Raw genomic sequence first — 16,252 nt, 5'->3', positions numbered from 1 at the left:
TTTATTTCAAATTTTCTTATATTACATCCATAAACATTTCCTTGCATATCACAAGTGGTATTTTTGTGTGTATAAAACACAATTGAAAAAAAACTTCTTTCATAAACCAATGACTGTTGAAATTTGAAAACAGGAAAATAGTATGATTATCAGTTTATTCTTTTATTAATTAAATATGGGGCAATCTTTAGGGATTTTATTTTATCCTGTTGTGCTATAAAACCCTATCATTTAGGGTGGAGCACTAAGAGAATATATAAATCTGATATTACATTTTTAGAATGTATAGCGAGTATTCAAGGCAGGGATTTCCTGTAAATTCTCATGAAGTGCATCACACACTTCGAACACGGCTCATTGTGAGAAGTCACTTTTTTATAAATCGACTTTGATAGGAAGCTTCGTCATTTAGAGACTAGAAAGCGTTCAATTGTTAAACGGCTATGCCATAAAGGTCATAGGCATCCGATTGTTCAATTTTAACAGTGACAAATTCACCCACACGCAGTGGACGTCGTGATGATATATGGACAGCACCATCTATTTCTGGAGCATCATATTGACTACGTCCTTTAGCAACTTTTCCTTGACTTTCATCGATAAGCACTTGGAGTCTTTTTCCAATTTTTTTCTTTAAAAGATGTGTAGAAATTTGTTGTTGTTTTGCCATAAAACGATGCCAGCGGTTTTCTTTCACGTCTTCAGGAATATTTTCTAACCCCAAATTATTGGCAACTGCTCCTTTTACCTCTTCATATTTAAAGCACCCAGCTCGTTCAATTTTTACTTCTTCTAGCCATTCTAGGAGTATATTAAAATCTTCGTTCGTTTCACCAGGAAAACCAACAATAAATGTCGATCGCAAAGCAAGATCTGGGCATATTTTTCGCCACTTTTCAATTCTACGATTTGTTTTTTCCATAAGTGCAGGACGCTTCATGTGACGCAAAACAGCCGGTGATGCATGCTGAAAAGGTATATCCAGATAAGGGAGAATTTTTTTTGCAGCCATAAGTTCGATAACGTCATCAACATGGGGATAAGGGTAAACGTAATGCATACGTACCCAAATACCCATATCGCCTAGTTCATGACAAAGGTCAAAAAATTTTGTTTTGATCGTGCGGTCTTTCCAAGAATTCTCGAGATATTTAAGATCAATGCCATAAGCACTGGTATCTTGTGAAATAACCAAAAGTTCTTTTACGCCCGCTTGTACGAGTTTTTCAGCTTCGCGAAGAACATCACTGATGGGGCGTGAAGTGAGATCACCACGCAGCGTAGGGATGATACAAAAACTACACCGGTTAGAGCATCCTTCAGAAATCTTTAAGTAGGCATAATGGCGAGGGGTTAAACGAATACCTTGGGGAGGAACTAAATCAAGAAAAGGATCATGAACGGGAGGAATTGCTGTATGAACAGCTTGTATAACGTTTTCATAAGCTTGTGGTCCGGTAATGGCCAATACATTAGGGTATGCTTGGCGAATAACATCAGGATCAGCACCAAGACACCCAGTTACAATAACTTTTCCATTTTTTTTGAGAGCTTCATCAATATTGGCTAATGATTCTTTTCTGGCAGAGTCAAGGAAACCACAGGTATTTACAATAACAACATCAGCTCCTTGATGTTTATGTGAAATTTCATATCCCTCAGAGCGGAGGCTTGTGATAATTCGCTCAGAATCTACGAGTGCTTTTGGACATCCGAGGGAGACAAAACTAATACGAGGTGCGACCATAATAATCCTATAATGACTATGAACAATTGAATGACTCTTTTATTGGCTTAAAAAGAAAAAATGTTCTTTATTTTTATACATATGCAATACAATCTGTTACAAATTTATTTGATTTTTTTCTACAATATTTTACGTGATTTTATGTATGCATATGATTTTATCTTATTATACTGTAAAATACCATCGTTGAGAGCGATGATATAAAAAGCAAACTCCTTAAAACATTCAGTACTTTAGAGCGTGTGATGAATATTTCTAAGCTTACTTATCAAGCCTTGCGTAAGTGAAGCGCGTAAAAGGGAAGGGAAAAAAGAAAATTCATTCAACAAGAATCTGAATTATTCACAGATCAGATTGGGGGAGGATGTCTTTTGAGGAGTGAGAAGAAAATCAATTTCTTGTGGCACAATATTAAAAATATCCAACGGTTTTTTTACTGTATTTTATTGGCGTATGTATAGCATACTATAAAATGCGATTGTTATTTAATATTTACGAATAAGTCCAGTAAGCTTGCCTTGTATCTCTACACGCTCGGATTTGTATGTACGTACTTCATAGTGAGGATTCGCAGCTTCTAATGCAATAGAGGCTCCTTTGCGTCGATAACGTTTTAATGTTGCCTCTTTTTTATCAATAAACGCGACAATAATTTCACCTGATATTGCTGTATTTTGGCGTTTCACAATGATCGTATCTTTATCAAGGATACCAGCTTCCACCATAGAATTATCTTTAACTTCTAGTGCATAGTGCTCACCTGTATTAACCATATCGTGTGGAAGAGAAAGTGTGCTTGTTTGTTGCAGTATAGCAGAAGCAGGAACGCTTGCAGAAATGCGTCCCATAATGGGAATGGTGGTATTTTTTTTTTCTTCTACCTCAAAATTACTCAAGTTTTTTGATATTTCTCTTTTATTTTTTTCTATCATACTGGGAGAAATCTTACGTGCTAAAGAAAGATTGAATGTTATTTTCTCAGGGAGTCGAATCACCTCCATTGCACGCGCACGATTGGGCAAACGACGTATAAAACCTCTTTGTTCTAAAGCTATAATAAGCTTATGAATACCAGACTTTGAAGAAAGTTCTAATGCGTTTTTCATTTCTTCAAAAGAAGGAGAAACCCCTGTTTCTTTTATATGATTGTGAATAAACAAGAGTAACTCATATTGTTTACATGTCAGCATTCAATGTTCCAATCAAAATAATAAAAAGGAATAAAGTAAAAATACGTGTATACATAATAATTCTACAAGTTTTTTTTGCTAAATAAAAATTATTTGCTTTATTTTTGATCTTATAAGTGAATTTAATAAGTTAATATGTTTATTTATATTTATATTTAATGTATTATAAATATAAAATTATTTCTTTAATAACATTATTAAAACATTATTTATATATTATATAAATACATTAATATTACATCATATATAAAAATATTTTATAGCTCTGAAATAAACTGAATTATTCGACACTAAAGTTTATGATCAGTGGTATCTTTCTCTTTTAAAAATATATATACGTATCTTGTAATTTCTGATATAAAAAGTGAATTAGAAGGCATTATTGTCAATAATAGAATGGATCACTCAATGTGTATCGAGAATCATTTTGTATTATTATGTCTGCTTTATTTTATAGAATAAATTGGCTTTCATTATATAGCCATTGTGTATGAATAAAAGTTATACCCTCAGAATGCTATTGTTGCTCATTGGTACATTAAAAAAATGATATCTCTCGATGTGCTTGCTTTCATCAAGATTTTGTGATGAATAATATAAAATCTATTGGGTTGCCGCATTTTTATATCAAACGTGCTGACACTATCATACTATTTTGCTATCCCCTTAATGTTTCGATAATTTTTAGTTATTGAAAGAAGGCATAAGAATCATTTTCATTTCTTTTTTTATATAGTTTTATTCCCTCACTTTTATTGGTCGAGCAAATGATTTTGATTGTTTCAATATAAAGGGATTTGAAATAATAAAATCTCAAAGGTATTCAGATCCCTTATTCAATACATAAAACGATAAATTATTATAGACCAATATTTTGTATTATAAAACTGTATTCATATTTGAAAATTGGAAAAGAAAATGTAACGATATAAAAATGATATACGATCTATAGCGAGAAGTATTTTTGCTTTACTCATTATGCTCAACAGCTCATATGTATGAGGGAGAAGCTTGCGGATTTCTCATAATTTTAGCGTTTCGAATCCATGAAATATTTTTATAGTTAGATACCCCCTTTATTGAGACTTCAAAAAGAAGATAAAGGGGAGCTATATAATGATGGGAAAAGAGAAAATTATTGATAACTAGAGAAAATAATAATATTTTTTTTCAAAAGGTGTTGACCAAATGAAAAGTCAACCGTATGTTCCTTTCACTTTCCGCAAACTAGATAGCTTGTGTGGGAGCGCGTAGCTCAGCTGGTAGAGCAACTGACTTTTAATCAGTAGGTCCAGGGTTCGAATCCCTGCGCGCTCACCAAATTCAAATAAAATCAATAGTTATACAAAATTCAGAGATTTCGATTCCTTTAATTCTATTGAGTTCTTTTTGATTACTTTTGGACATTTTTGGATTTCTTTGATTAATTCTACTGCTGATTATTTTTTATCGGCTGTTTTGGTACAAAGTGATGCCATGCTCTCTTTTGTCAACCCAAAAGTGCTTTAAACTTGTGATCCGGCTATACCTGCGTTAGCGCAGCAGGCGTGACCGTTAATTTTAGCAATACACGGACTGATTTTTAAACTTACCATGCTACATGATTCACAAAATTCACAAAATAAATTGTTCAAATCACCATACTTATTCACAGTTTATATTATGGGATGATTTTTTCAATAAGATATTGATTTATTTATTTTTTATTTTTTTTACATCTACAATAGTGCATTTATTTCTTATGAGAACTATAAAAAGGTTAACAATATGTTAATTTTTTGATAGAGAAAAAATTCAAAGATAGTATATGCGCCAGGAAAATCATAAAATGTGAATTTTCCTATCACGTATAGAAGGCGTGACATGGTTTTACAGTAGTACTTAACAGGATAAGTGGACTGAACAGATGCTTTTAAATAGCAAAAAAAAATTTACTTCTATCATTAAACCGACACTTCAATTATTCTCTATGATGGTCATTTCTCAGTTATTGGCGTCTTGCTGCGCAAGCCAAACTGCACTTTTTTCGATAAAGAGTTCTTATCATAATAAACCAGTTGACGTAAATACTTCTGTTCTACCTAAACAAGTATCAAATAAGAAAAATCAATCGGAAGAAAAAAAACGTGGGCGTGCCATTGTTGGTAAGCCTTACCAAATAAAGGGGAAGTGGTATTATCCTCAAAATGATCCAACTTATAAACGTGTTGGTGAGGCATCATGGTATGGTTCAGACTTTCATGGACGATTAACGGCCAATGGTGAAATTTATGACATGAATCTTTTGACTGCCGCTCATCCTACAATGCCTTTACCTAGCTATGCTCGTGTTACTAATTTGAAAAATGGGTCTTCAATCATTGTTAGAGTGAATGATCGTGGACCTTTTATGAAAGACCGAATCATTGATTTATCAAGGCAAGCTGCGACAATACTTGGTTATGTCGATAAGGGAGTAGCAGATGTTAAGGTGGAATATATCGCTGAAGCACCCATTGGCTATTATGATGCTGCATATTTAATGGCCTCTTATACTCCAGGAAACGCCGTGTCATATTCATTAGCGTCGGAGAATGTTTCGAAAAAAAGAGAAACTGTTTTATTAAAGGAGCAGCGCAATACAGGAAACAAAGAAGAATTAGCTAAAGCAACTGCTATTGAACAGGAACAACGCAATAAAACTGTTGCAGTGAAATTGCCAGAAGTTGGTCCTATCATGGTTGATAAGCCGATACCATTCGATCAAGTTGCTTCTATAAATAAGCTAAACAAGAAGACAAAAGCAAATTGGCTACAACTGTTTTAAGAAAAAATGTGTTAGTTTTTAATCAATATAATTTTCAAATAAAAAATGATAAAAAGTCTCGGATGTGGTGTAGTGCTTTCATCTTAAAGTGTGTTGTCCTTTTAAAAGAGTGCGGTTGAGTATTATTATAAATTCGGTAGGTTTCTCCAATCCATTGCCGCTCTATTTGTAGTTTTATGACATTACTTGCTTAATAAAGAACATACTTTTCCTGCGATAACAGCTTTTGCCAGATGAGGATAAGCGTATTGTATGAAGTCTGTTTGTGTTATCTCTAAAACAGCTATACAATCTAATTTGGGAAGAATAAAAAGCTTAAAAAATATTTTCTTTTGATGCGGCTTTACAACTTAAGCATCTATGGCAATATCTTATAAAGAGATTATGCTTTACCTCATACTTTTGTTTATTACGTTCTTTAATGAGGGAAACTTCCTCCTGTAAAATAGGATGCCTCAAACAAAATACACTTGTTTATTTCTAATTCACGCGCTTATTTTAAGGAGATATATCTCAATACTTTCAAGCCAATTTTACGAGAATATTCGTGAACAGTATAATTATAACACCTTTAGGCATCACTATTTTTTCACTTATAAAGAATAAACCCACACCAACATACACTTTGTCCTCAATGCTTTACGATAATCCTTAACACTTGAGAGGATTATAAGAAGTATTTTTACTCTCTTCTTTAATAATTTTTACCTATATACCAATCTTCTTATGAGGCATAGACAAGCAATTTTAATAAATCCAATATGAGAGGAGGGGATGATAAGAGAAGCTTACAGTATTTTCAGTTAGCTCTAACTTTAAAAATGATAATTTATCTTAATAAATCAATGTATTATAAATAAAAAACAACAGTAAAAAAGTCTTTTGTCTCTCATACTTTAAAACGTTAAACTGAACCTACGAGGAAGATAAAAGCGTATTATACTACTTTTGCTAAGACTGAATACAAATAAAATCTTTTTTTTGAGTTATAAATAATTTATCACTTTGCAGAAATCAAAAAGTTTTTTCCTATATAGTAGATTCTTTATGCTGATCTTTGGATGGGAGAAGCGGCTATGTATACAGCATTAAGAATCTTATTAACCTTATGGGGAGTATTGGCATTTGATACGTGGGGGAGAGCGCAAGATTTTCAAACTTCCGCACCACAATTGTTGTTACTTGATGATGATACAGAGACAATACTCTATGAAAAACAAAGTGCTATTCCTTTTCCTCCTGCTTCATTAGCAAAATTGATGACAGCGGAAGTTGTCTTTCATCAATTAAAAGAAGGATTGTTAAAAAGTACGCACAAATTCAAAGTCAGTGAAAATGCTTGGCGCAAAGGTGGAGCACCTTCCGGTACAACCACTATGTTTGCAAAGATAAAGACAGAAATCAGCGTTTCTGATCTTTTGCGTGGTTTAATTATTGTCAATGGAAATGATGCTGCTATTATTCTTGCTGAAGGGATATCAGGAGATGAGGCTCTTTTTGCAAAGCTGATGAATCAGCGCGCTAAAATGATTGGATTATTTCAGAGTCATTTTGTTAATGCAACAGGGCTTCCCGAAGAGGGGCAATTTGTAACAGTGCGTGATATGATTATATTAGCACGTTACATTGCTCAGGAATATCCAGATTATTATGCACTTTATCGTGAACCTCATTTTACGTGGAATAATATTTTTCAACGTAACAAAAACCCTCTTATTTCTAAGGAAATTGGTGTAGAAGGATTTGGTTTTGGCTATAGTGAAAAAGAAGGATTTTCAATGGTTGCCACTATGTATAAAAATCATCGACGTCTTTTTTTAGCAATCAATGGTTTGCAAGATGGTAAAAAGTATACAAAAGAAATAGAACGTATTCTTCAATGGGGAATGACTGCATTTGATCTCAAAACGATTTTCACAAAAGGAGAAACGGTTGGTCGTGCTTCTGTTTATGGTGGGAGAAAAAACTTTGTTCCACTCATTGTAAAAAAACCAATAAGTTTTATGCTTTCGAATGAAAAAAAAGTAAATGTCAAAGCAAAAATTAAATATCATGGTCCATTGAAAGCTCCCATCGTTTCAGGGCAATCGATTGGATTTATTCAAATTTTAGAAGATAAAAAGGTTCTTTTGGAAAAACCAGTTTTTGCCGGAATGGATGTTCAGAAAGGAAGTTTCTTTGAAAAAGTAAAAGATGCATTCTATGAAATAACAATTGGATGGTTACGGAAATATTTGTAGGTACGCATTAAATAAAGTTAAGGTTCATACGTGTCAGGTTATTTTATCACATTCGAAGGAGGGGAGGGAGTAGGAAAAACAGTACAGATTTCTTTGCTTGCTGAATATCTCTCTCAAAAAGGTTATGATGTTGTTACAACACGAGAGCCAGGAGGAACAGCAGGAGCAGAAGCAATCAGACATATTGCGTTATCGGGGCAAACACAACAGTATGGACCGTTGATTGAAGCTGTTTTGTTTACAGCGGCACGCGCCGACCATGTTCATGAAGTTATCGCACCTTCTTTGCAAAAAGGTAAAATCGTTTTATGTGACCGCTTTATTGATTCTACACGCGTTTATCAAGGACTCAATGATAGAATTAGCTCCTCTCTTCTTTCTGTTTTAGAGTGTATTGCACTCAATGGTATCATGCCCCATTTAACATTTTTATTAGATATGCCAGCAATATGGGGCATGAAGCGCGCAAATTTGCGAAGAAAAAAAACAGAAGTAATTGATTATTTTGAAAAAGATCAGTTGGAAGTTCAAGAGCAAAGGCGTCAAGCTTTTCTTCAATTGGCTAAACAGGAACCCCATAGATTTCGAGTCATTGATGCTACTAGTTCTGTGGAATCCATTGCAGATCAAATAAAAAACATTTGTCATCAGGTATTGTTGGATCAGTTTTCATGAGTAATGTAAATATCTCACACCAATATGATGATATTGATACAATTTTATCACCATCTCAGAATAATGTTCTCTTTGGTCATGAGGATGTTCGCCACTTTTTGACACAAATGCTTAAAGAAAAGCGTTTGCATCATGCATTATTATTTGAAGGAGAATATGGAATTGGAAAGGCTACATTAGCTTTTCACCTTGCTTGGAATATTTTAAGTTCTCAAAAGGATACTTTCCTAAACCCTGATCCCCATTCTATTCCATGGTGTCAAATTACGCAAGGCAGTCATCCTGGACTTTTGTATATTTCACGTCGATTTGATGTAAAAACGCAAAAGTTTAAAACAGGAATACTTATTGATGATATCCGTGATATTATGCATTTTCTAAGCCAAACATCGCAAGATAATGGATGGCGTATTGTTATGATTGATTCTGCAGATGATATGAATAGAAATGCAGCAAATGCAATTCTTAAAATACTTGAAGAACCACCTGCCAAGACTCTCTTTATTATTATCGCGCATTCTTCAGGAAAATTACTTCCAACAATTCATTCACGGTGTCAAAAAATTTCTTTTCGTCCATTGAGTAATGAAGAAATGAAAAAAGTCATTACACATATTTTCTCCAATCAGGATTTACCTGATGAGAAAACTATTGAAATGATTATTAAAAAATCTAAAGGAAGCCCTCGAAAAGCTGCTTTACTTATTCGCCATGGCGGTCTTGAAGTTATTAAAATGATAGATGCTCTCTTAGAGAAACCTGTTTGTAATGCAACTATTGTACATAATCTTGCACAAACATTTTCATCTGTTTCTTCCCTATTTCAATTTCAACAATTTTGTGATGAAATTCTTGATAAAATTCAAAAAAAAGCTATCATGCTCGTCGAAAAAGGAGATCTATTTCTCTCAAAAAAATATGCGCAAAAGTGGCAAGAAATTCATCAAGAAATAGAGGAAGTACAAGTTTTTAATCTCGATAAGAAGCAGTTTGTTATTAACGTTCTTTTTAGAATTCATAAGATCATTCACGAAAATTAGTTTTTCCGTGACAATGTGATGAACAGACGTTATGTCATTGTATCTTCTCTTTATGGCATTTTACAATGGATATGACATGCGTGACACATATTACATAACAACTCCCATTTTTTATCCTAATGGTACTCCACATATTGGGCATGCCTATAGTGCAATTGCAAGCGATGTTTTAGCCCGCTTTCAACGATTGAATGGAAAAAATGTATTTTTTCTTTCTGGTACAGATGAGCATGGTCTCAAGATGCAACAAACTGCAGCAGCATTGGGCATGGCACCGAAAGACCTTGCAAATCGTAATAGTGCTGTGTTTCAGAAAATGCTTGCGGTATTAAACTGTTCTAACGATGATTTTATCCGTACGACAGAAGAACGCCATTATCAAGCGTGTCAAGAAATTTGGAAAAAGATGGAAGCAAATGGCGATATTTATCTCGGCCGTTATACGGGGTGGTATTCGGTTCGCCAAGAAGCCTATTATGAAGAGAAAGATACGGAAGTTGGACCAGACAATATCCGTCGCGAGAAGGAATTAGGCTCTCCAGTTGAATGGAATGAAGAAGAAAGTTATTTTTTTAGACTTTCTCGTTATGAAAAGGCTCTTCTTGAATATTATGAAAAACATCCTGATTTTATTGCTCCACTTGAGCGGCGTAATGAAATTATAAGTTTTATCAAATCGGGTTTAAAAGATATCTCTATTTCACGCGCAAGTTTTAATTGGGGCGTTGCTGTTCCTGATAATCCAAAGCACGTAATGTATGTTTGGGTTGATGCGCTTACGAATTATCTATCAGCAATTGGTTTTTTCAATGAAAATTCAACAAAACGTGATTTTTGGCCTGCAAATACACATGTTATTGGTAAGGATATTATTCGTTTCCATGCAGTCTATTGGCCAGCATTTTTAATGTCTGCTGGAATTGACTTGCCTAAGAATATTTTTGCACATGGTTTTTTACTTAATCGTGGTGCAAAAATGTCAAAATCCATTGGAAATGTCGTTGATCCTTTTGAAATGGTTGATCATTACGGTCTTGATCAGGTCCGTTATTTTCTTCTCCGTGAAGTGCCATTTGGACAAGATGGTAGTTATAGCCATGAGAGTTTAGTGAACCGTATTAATGCTGATCTTGCTAATGATCTTGGTAATTTGGCACAGCGCTCTTTATCTATGATTGCCAAAAATTGTAATGCACAAGTCCCGAAACCAACTTCATTCTTAGTTCAAGATAAACAGCTTTTAGAACAATCTCTTCAAGTGCTGGAAACTGTACATCAAGCAATGTCTTCTTATAGTATGCATTTAGCCCTTTCAGCTATTTTTTCAATTGTAGCAGATGCCAATCGCTATTTTGCCAACGAACAACCTTGGAGTTTACGTAAAAATGATCGAGATCGATTTTCTACAGTTCTTTATATAACTGTAGAAATCTTGCGGCGAATAGGAATAATGCTTTTGCCTTTCATACCTCAATCAGCAGCAAAACTTCTTGATAGCCTTGCGATTGCTGAAGATGATCGGTTGTTATATCATATAAGCCATGCGAAAATTCAAGAAGGACTTGATCTTCCACCACCAGAACCAATTTTTCCTCGTTATATCTTGAAGAAAGAAGATACTCATCATGTTGATTGATACACATTGTCATCTTGATTTTGAAGATTTTTCACAAGATTTGGATAATGTTATCCAACGGGCTTTAGATGCTAACGTTAAACGTATGATAACAATTTCAACCCACGTTCATAAGTTAGATAAGCTGTTAGCCATTGCGCAAAGCTATGATCAAGTCTTTTGTTCCGTTGGAACACACCCCAATCATGCGCATGAAGAACAAAATATTACAGCGGAAGAGCTTATACAGCTCTCGAATCATCCTAAAATTGTTGCGTTTGGGGAAGGGGGGCTTGATTATCATTATGATTACTCTACACCAGAAGAACAAAAGAAAGTTTTTCAAGAACATATCATCGCTTCTCGAGAAACACAGATTCCTCTTGTTATCCATTCACGCAATGCCGATATCGATATGGAAAAAATATTGCGCAAACAGATAAAAGAAGGAGCTTTTCCCTTTATCCTTCATTGTTATTCATCTGGAATGCAACTTGCTCGTGCTGGAATTGAGCTTGGTGGTTATATTTCTTTTTCAGGTATTATTACTTTTAAAAACGCTCTTGAAATCCGTGAAATAGCAAAAATTGTGCCCCATGAACATCTGTTGGTGGAAACAGATGCACCATTTTTAGCACCTACCCCTCATCGGGGGAAAACAAATGAACCATCTTTTGTATGCTATACAGCAGCTGTTTTGGCTGAAACAATTGGCTTAAGCATTGAAGAAACAGCTCAAATAACAACCCGTAATGCTTTTCGTTTATTTAGCAAAATGAAATAAGGCAAAAGCTATGTGTGATCAATACCGATTTACAATATTAGGTTGTGGTCCTTCTCCAGGAGTGCCAAGACCTAATGGTGATTGGGGAACATGTGATCCGAATAATCCTAAAAATAAACGCTACAGAAGTTCTTTATTAGTTGAACGCATTAAACCATCAGGAAAAAAAACAACAATCGTTATTGATACGGGGCCAGATTTTCGCTCACAAATGATTGAAGCGCATGTGGACCATCTTGATGCTGCTCTTTACACGCATTCTCATGCAGATCATATCCACGGTATTGATGATTTACGCAGCTATGCACTTGCACAAAAATGTTTAATAGATATCTATGCTGACAGATTTACACTAGAACATCTCAAAAATGCTTTCGGATATTGTTTTCAAACACCAAAAAATTCATCTTATTCTCCTATTTTAAAAGAGCATCTTATTAATGAAGATAGCCAATTTATTATTCAAGGGGAGGGTGGAGCAATAAGCGTTAATACGCATTTACAACACCATGGAAATATTTATTCTTTAGGTTTCCGTATCGGAAATGTTGCCTATTGTACAGATGTTAGTGAGTTTCCTGAAAAAACATTATCCAAATTAACGGGTTTGGATGTTCTCATCATTGAAGCTCTTCAATTTAAATCTCACCCGAGTCATTTTTCTGTTGATCAAGCATTACAATGGATAGAACATTTAAAGCCAAAACAAGCAATACTCACACATATGGATAGATCGCTGGATTATAATGCGGTCGTAAATTACGTCCCATCCTATGTAAAACCTGCGTATCAAGGACTTACTTTCGAAACAACTGCATAAGTTTATTCATGCAATATTTTACGTTAAATAAAGTTTTTTGAAGAATATCCTTTATTTTGTTTTATTTTTGACATAAATGTCACTTTTTTATGTTTAAAATGAGGTTTTTATGTATAAGAATTTTAAGCGGGGTGTATGTATTGCCGTTTTAGCAGTTTCCTTGACAGCATGTGGGGGGCGTTTAGAAAAAAATATTTCAACGACAACATTACATGACGGAACAATGAGTTGTGCCGATATTCAACGGGAGTTTTTTGCTAATAAACGTCAGATTAATGATACAATTTTAGAACGTTCTAAGGCAAGAAATAAAAACGTAGCTTTAGCAGCCGCAAGTATTGTATTTTTACCTTCTTTGTTTTTTATAGACCCTAAATCAAGCGAAAGTAATGAAATTTCAGCTTTAAATAATCGTAATGCTGTTTTAAGTGATCTTGCACGTATGAAACGTTGTAAAATAGCACAATAATTTTCCTTATTTTATTATACGTAATTTCACTATCACTATTTTTGGTCTTTAAAGAATGTACTTTAAAGACCAAATTTTATTTTAAAAGTAAATTGATTGTATGATATAAATATGATGATGTTTTAAAGGAGGATTGCTTTACCAAATTATCGCATAATATATATTATGGAACTTTTATAGAAAGGATAAAAGGGTATGCCATCACCACTTTAAGGAATGATAGCAACATTAACTATGGGTACTTCCTAATACTCGTGTTTGACAATTGAGATGCATAGCCTTTACTTAAAAAACTGATAACCTTTCAAGATTGAAAATCGAGCCTGTTATTCTGGCTCGAAAATTTCAATCATTATAGTTTTTTATTTTTTACTCTTTTTAAAAAAAATCATCATAATTTGTAGTATCATAAAAGTTAAAAATAATATTCCATGAAATAATGGTACAAATGGCTGATAAATAAAATCAGAATAATATATTGCTATTGTTTCAATCAATGCTGCAATACACCATAAAATAATTCCCCATGGTGAATACATCCAAAGTCCAATTAAGGCAATAGGATAGAGAATCGCCAATATAGCTGAGGCAAATTGCCACTGCCAAGGCATAAGGTCAAAACGCCATAAAATACCTGGGAAGACACCCACAAGGCGTATCCAATAAAAAATACCTAGGACTAAGCAAATAAGTGCCAAAAACCGTAAGTAACAGTTATAAATTAAATTGATTTTTGAAACCCGTTTGTGAGGATTATTTTTCACAATAATAACTCTTGTTCAACAGGTTGAAAGTAATAATCTATCATTTCATCTGTTACATTTGAGAGTTTATCTGGCTGCCATTGAGGTCTTTTATCCTTATCAATTAACATAGCACGTATACCTTCATGAAAATTATGTGAATTAATCATATGATGTGCAATGCGGTTTTCAATTTTCATACAATCTTCCAACGTTTGAAGTGAATTTTGTTTCATTTGTTTCCAGATAACTTTTAAACTTATTGGAGAACGTGACTGCAAAATATCATAACATTCTTTAGCAAATAAAATACCTTCTTTACTTTTTTTATGAAGCAACTCAAAACATTCTTCTAAGCTATGGGCACTAAAACAAGTATCAATAATACAACGTATTTCGTAACTCGTTTCATAGTCTTTTGTAACGGATCGCTCGTTTAAAGCTAAAAGAGGATCTCCTTGTTCGATAATAGCTTTTCTAACCATATCGAATTCAGTTTCAGGAACAGCATGTGTTGCTAATCCTAAATTTAAGCAATCTCCCCACTTTATGCATGCGCCAGTTAATGCAAGATAAATGCCAAAATGATTGGGCAAAGATGGTAAGAAAAAACTTGCGCCCACATCTGGAAAAAATCCAATCGCACCTTCTGGCATAGCAAAAACTGTATTTTCTGTAACAATTCGATGTGAACCATATAGAGAAATACCTACCCCTCCCCCCATCCAAATACCGTTTACAAAAGAGATGTAGGGTTTTGAAAAACGTTTGATATAAGCATTCAAACTATATTCATCCCTAAAGTATTGATAAGCAGAGGGACTTTTTCCCATATGATAGATTTCTACAACATCTCCACCAGCACAAAAAGCACGCCCCTCCGCTTCAATTAAGACACAAGAAATATCGTTATCTGTCTCCCATATCTTGAGAGCTTTTTTTAAAGCGGAAACCATTCGTTGATTAAGAGCGTTTAATGCTGAAGGACGTGTAAGCTTTATAATACCAGCACACCCTTCTTTCGTAAAAGAAATATCATCACCTGCTCCAAAGTCAATTTTCATCTCACACCCTTCTTAAAACAACTATTTTATTGTTTTTTCTATATTTTTTGCCCCAAGTTGAGGAAACATTTGCATGATTGCGCCAATACAATATATATAAATTCCTGTTACCGAAATTCCTATTTTAACCCAATCTGGAGCCTCTAGTTGATAAAAGAATGCAGAAACACCAAAAACACACCATAAGAGAAAAATTGGAAAATTAACTCTACGTAAACGAAGAACTCTTACTGGATGGATAAAATAAATTGGCAAAAAAGATATAATAGCCGATAAAACAATGATGATAAAAGTAATCCACTCCCCTGGTCTTACGACAAAAAGCGTAAAAACCATCATATTCCAAACAACAGGAAATCCTTTAAAAAAGTTTTCTTTGGTTTTCATTCCAGTATCTGCATAATAAATAGCAGATGAAATAACAATGATTGCACTCAATGAAAATGATAACCCTACCCCCATAAAACCACTTTGATAGAGTGCAAAAGCAGGAATTAAGACATAAGTCACGTAATCGATGATATTATCTAAGAGCTCTCCAGACCATGTTGGAAGTACGTATTTAACATCAAGTTTGCGTGCAATTGGTCCATCTATACCATCAACGAGAAGTGCAAGCCCAAGCCAACAGAACATAGCTGTCCATTCTTTTTGAGAGGCCGATATAAGAGAAAGAAATGCTAAAAATGATCCCGAAGCTGTTAGTAAATGAACAGAAAAAGCCTTTGCTTGTGGCATTGTTACTTTTTTATGGCGTAATAATTTAGCATTTGTTTTGATTTTCTTTGTTAGCTTACGTTTCAAGGTTTTTTTATCCTCGTTTTTAAAGTCTTCATCCATCTATTATACGCCATCTTTTATCCATGATATGATTCAGCATAAAAAAATCATAAAAAGGTTACTTTTTTATATCGCATTATTTAATACATAATATAATAGAATAGTTTCATGTAATAAAAAGAGAGTATTCATTTGAAAAGGTTAAAATATTTTCTCAATGGAGAAAGGCTCAAATCATTGTGATATTAAAAAAAGAGCATAAAGATATTACTGTTATTG

The 16,252-nt window shown here is 33.9% G+C and carries 13 protein-coding genes and 1 tRNA gene; 9 read left to right on the top strand and 5 right to left on the bottom strand.

Annotation, left to right across the window (positions count from 1 at the left end; genetic code table 11):
• Positions 1-433: 433 nt before the first annotated feature.
• Both rimO and lexA read right to left on the bottom strand, forming a co-directional pair.
• On the bottom strand, positions 434-1,747 hold the full coding sequence (gene rimO / locus ACFINC_RS04310; RefSeq protein WP_375616252.1) for a 30S ribosomal protein S12 methylthiotransferase RimO: 1,314 nt from the start codon (positions 1,745-1,747) through the stop codon (positions 434-436).
• Between the two features lie 485 nt (positions 1,748-2,232).
• Complete coding sequence (lexA, locus tag ACFINC_RS04305; protein WP_375606879.1) at positions 2,233-2,937, bottom strand: transcriptional repressor LexA; 705 nt, start codon at positions 2,935-2,937, stop codon at positions 2,233-2,235.
• Positions 2,938-4,181: 1,244 nt separating this feature from the next.
• On the opposite strand from lexA, the gene ACFINC_RS04300 reads away from it, so the two are divergent.
• From ACFINC_RS04300 to ACFINC_RS04260, 9 genes are all read left to right on the top strand, one after another.
• A tRNA-Lys gene (locus tag ACFINC_RS04300) sits at positions 4,182-4,257 on the top strand.
• 586 nt (positions 4,258-4,843) lie between these two features.
• Positions 4,844-5,743: a septal ring lytic transglycosylase RlpA family protein gene (locus ACFINC_RS04295; RefSeq protein ID WP_375616251.1), complete on the top strand. Its 900-nt coding sequence runs from the start codon at positions 4,844-4,846 to the stop codon at positions 5,741-5,743.
• A 1,076-nt stretch (positions 5,744-6,819) separates the two neighbouring features.
• Positions 6,820-7,983: a D-alanyl-D-alanine carboxypeptidase family protein gene (locus tag ACFINC_RS04290; RefSeq protein WP_375616250.1), complete on the top strand. Its 1,164-nt coding sequence runs from the start codon at positions 6,820-6,822 to the stop codon at positions 7,981-7,983.
• A gap of 30 nt (positions 7,984-8,013) precedes the next feature.
• Positions 8,014-8,658, top strand: coding sequence for a dTMP kinase (tmk, locus tag ACFINC_RS04285; RefSeq protein ID WP_375616249.1), 645 nt, complete (start codon positions 8,014-8,016; stop codon positions 8,656-8,658).
• Positions 8,655-9,698 carry a DNA polymerase III subunit delta' gene (locus tag ACFINC_RS04280; protein WP_375616248.1) on the top strand — a complete coding sequence of 348 codons (1,044 nt, stop codon included), beginning with the start codon at positions 8,655-8,657 and terminating at the stop codon, positions 9,696-9,698. The genes tmk and ACFINC_RS04280 overlap by 4 nt, the downstream gene beginning before the upstream one ends.
• A 76-nt stretch (positions 9,699-9,774) precedes the next feature.
• Positions 9,775-11,334, top strand: a complete 1,560-nt coding sequence (gene metG, locus ACFINC_RS04275) for a methionine--tRNA ligase (protein ID WP_375616247.1) — start codon at positions 9,775-9,777, stop codon at positions 11,332-11,334.
• Positions 11,324-12,097, top strand: coding sequence for a TatD family hydrolase (locus ACFINC_RS04270; protein WP_375616246.1), 774 nt, complete (start codon positions 11,324-11,326; stop codon positions 12,095-12,097). The genes metG and ACFINC_RS04270 overlap by 11 nt, the downstream gene beginning before the upstream one ends.
• A 10-nt stretch (positions 12,098-12,107) precedes the next feature.
• The gene (locus tag ACFINC_RS04265) at positions 12,108-12,917 is read left to right on the top strand and encodes an MBL fold metallo-hydrolase (RefSeq protein ID WP_375616245.1); all 810 of its coding nucleotides are present in this window, start codon (positions 12,108-12,110) and stop codon (positions 12,915-12,917) included.
• 109 nt (positions 12,918-13,026) lie between these two features.
• On the top strand, positions 13,027-13,386 hold the full coding sequence (locus ACFINC_RS04260) for a hypothetical protein (protein WP_375616244.1): 360 nt from the start codon (positions 13,027-13,029) through the stop codon (positions 13,384-13,386).
• Positions 13,387-13,748: 362 nt separating this feature from the next.
• Here the strand turns inward: ACFINC_RS04260 and ACFINC_RS04255 are convergent, their stop codons facing one another.
• From ACFINC_RS04255 to pcsA, 3 genes are read right to left on the bottom strand one after another with little or no spacing between them, the layout of a single operon-like run.
• Positions 13,749-14,150: a DUF6163 family protein gene (locus ACFINC_RS04255; protein ID WP_375616243.1), complete on the bottom strand. Its 402-nt coding sequence runs from the start codon at positions 14,148-14,150 to the stop codon at positions 13,749-13,751.
• Positions 14,147-15,193: an enoyl-CoA hydratase/isomerase family protein gene (locus ACFINC_RS04250; RefSeq protein ID WP_375616242.1), complete on the bottom strand. Its 1,047-nt coding sequence runs from the start codon at positions 15,191-15,193 to the stop codon at positions 14,147-14,149. Before ACFINC_RS04250 ends, ACFINC_RS04255 begins: the two co-directional genes overlap by 4 nt.
• Positions 15,194-15,214: 21 nt before the next feature.
• Positions 15,215-16,033, bottom strand: a complete 819-nt coding sequence (gene pcsA / locus ACFINC_RS04245) for a phosphatidylcholine synthase (RefSeq protein ID WP_375616241.1) — start codon at positions 16,031-16,033, stop codon at positions 15,215-15,217.
• Positions 16,034-16,252 lie beyond the last annotated feature (219 nt).

Source organism: Bartonella sp. AP58NXGY (assembly GCF_042195785.1).
Classification (GTDB): domain Bacteria; phylum Pseudomonadota; class Alphaproteobacteria; order Rhizobiales; family Rhizobiaceae; genus Bartonella.
This window is presented reverse-complemented; position numbering and strand designations above follow the sequence as displayed.

Coding starts and splice junctions, on each gene's coding strand:
- rimO (WP_375616252.1), bottom strand. CDS start 1,747: ATGGTCGCACCTCGTATTAGTTTTGTCTCCCTCGGATGTCCAAAAGCA.
- lexA (WP_375606879.1), bottom strand. CDS start 2,937: ATGCTGACATGTAAACAATATGAGTTACTCTTGTTTATTCACAATCAT.
- ACFINC_RS04295 (WP_375616251.1), top strand. CDS start 4,844: ATGCTTTTAAATAGCAAAAAAAAATTTACTTCTATCATTAAACCGACA.
- ACFINC_RS04290 (WP_375616250.1), top strand. CDS start 6,820: ATGTATACAGCATTAAGAATCTTATTAACCTTATGGGGAGTATTGGCA.
- ACFINC_RS04280 (WP_375616248.1), top strand. CDS start 8,655: ATGAGTAATGTAAATATCTCACACCAATATGATGATATTGATACAATT.
- metG (WP_375616247.1), top strand. CDS start 9,775: ATGCGTGACACATATTACATAACAACTCCCATTTTTTATCCTAATGGT.
- ACFINC_RS04270 (WP_375616246.1), top strand. CDS start 11,324: ATGTTGATTGATACACATTGTCATCTTGATTTTGAAGATTTTTCACAA.
- ACFINC_RS04265 (WP_375616245.1), top strand. CDS start 12,108: ATGTGTGATCAATACCGATTTACAATATTAGGTTGTGGTCCTTCTCCA.
- ACFINC_RS04260 (WP_375616244.1), top strand. CDS start 13,027: ATGTATAAGAATTTTAAGCGGGGTGTATGTATTGCCGTTTTAGCAGTT.
- ACFINC_RS04250 (WP_375616242.1), bottom strand. CDS start 15,193: ATGAAAATTGACTTTGGAGCAGGTGATGATATTTCTTTTACGAAAGAA.
- pcsA (WP_375616241.1), bottom strand. CDS start 16,033: ATGGATGAAGACTTTAAAAACGAGGATAAAAAAACCTTGAAACGTAAG.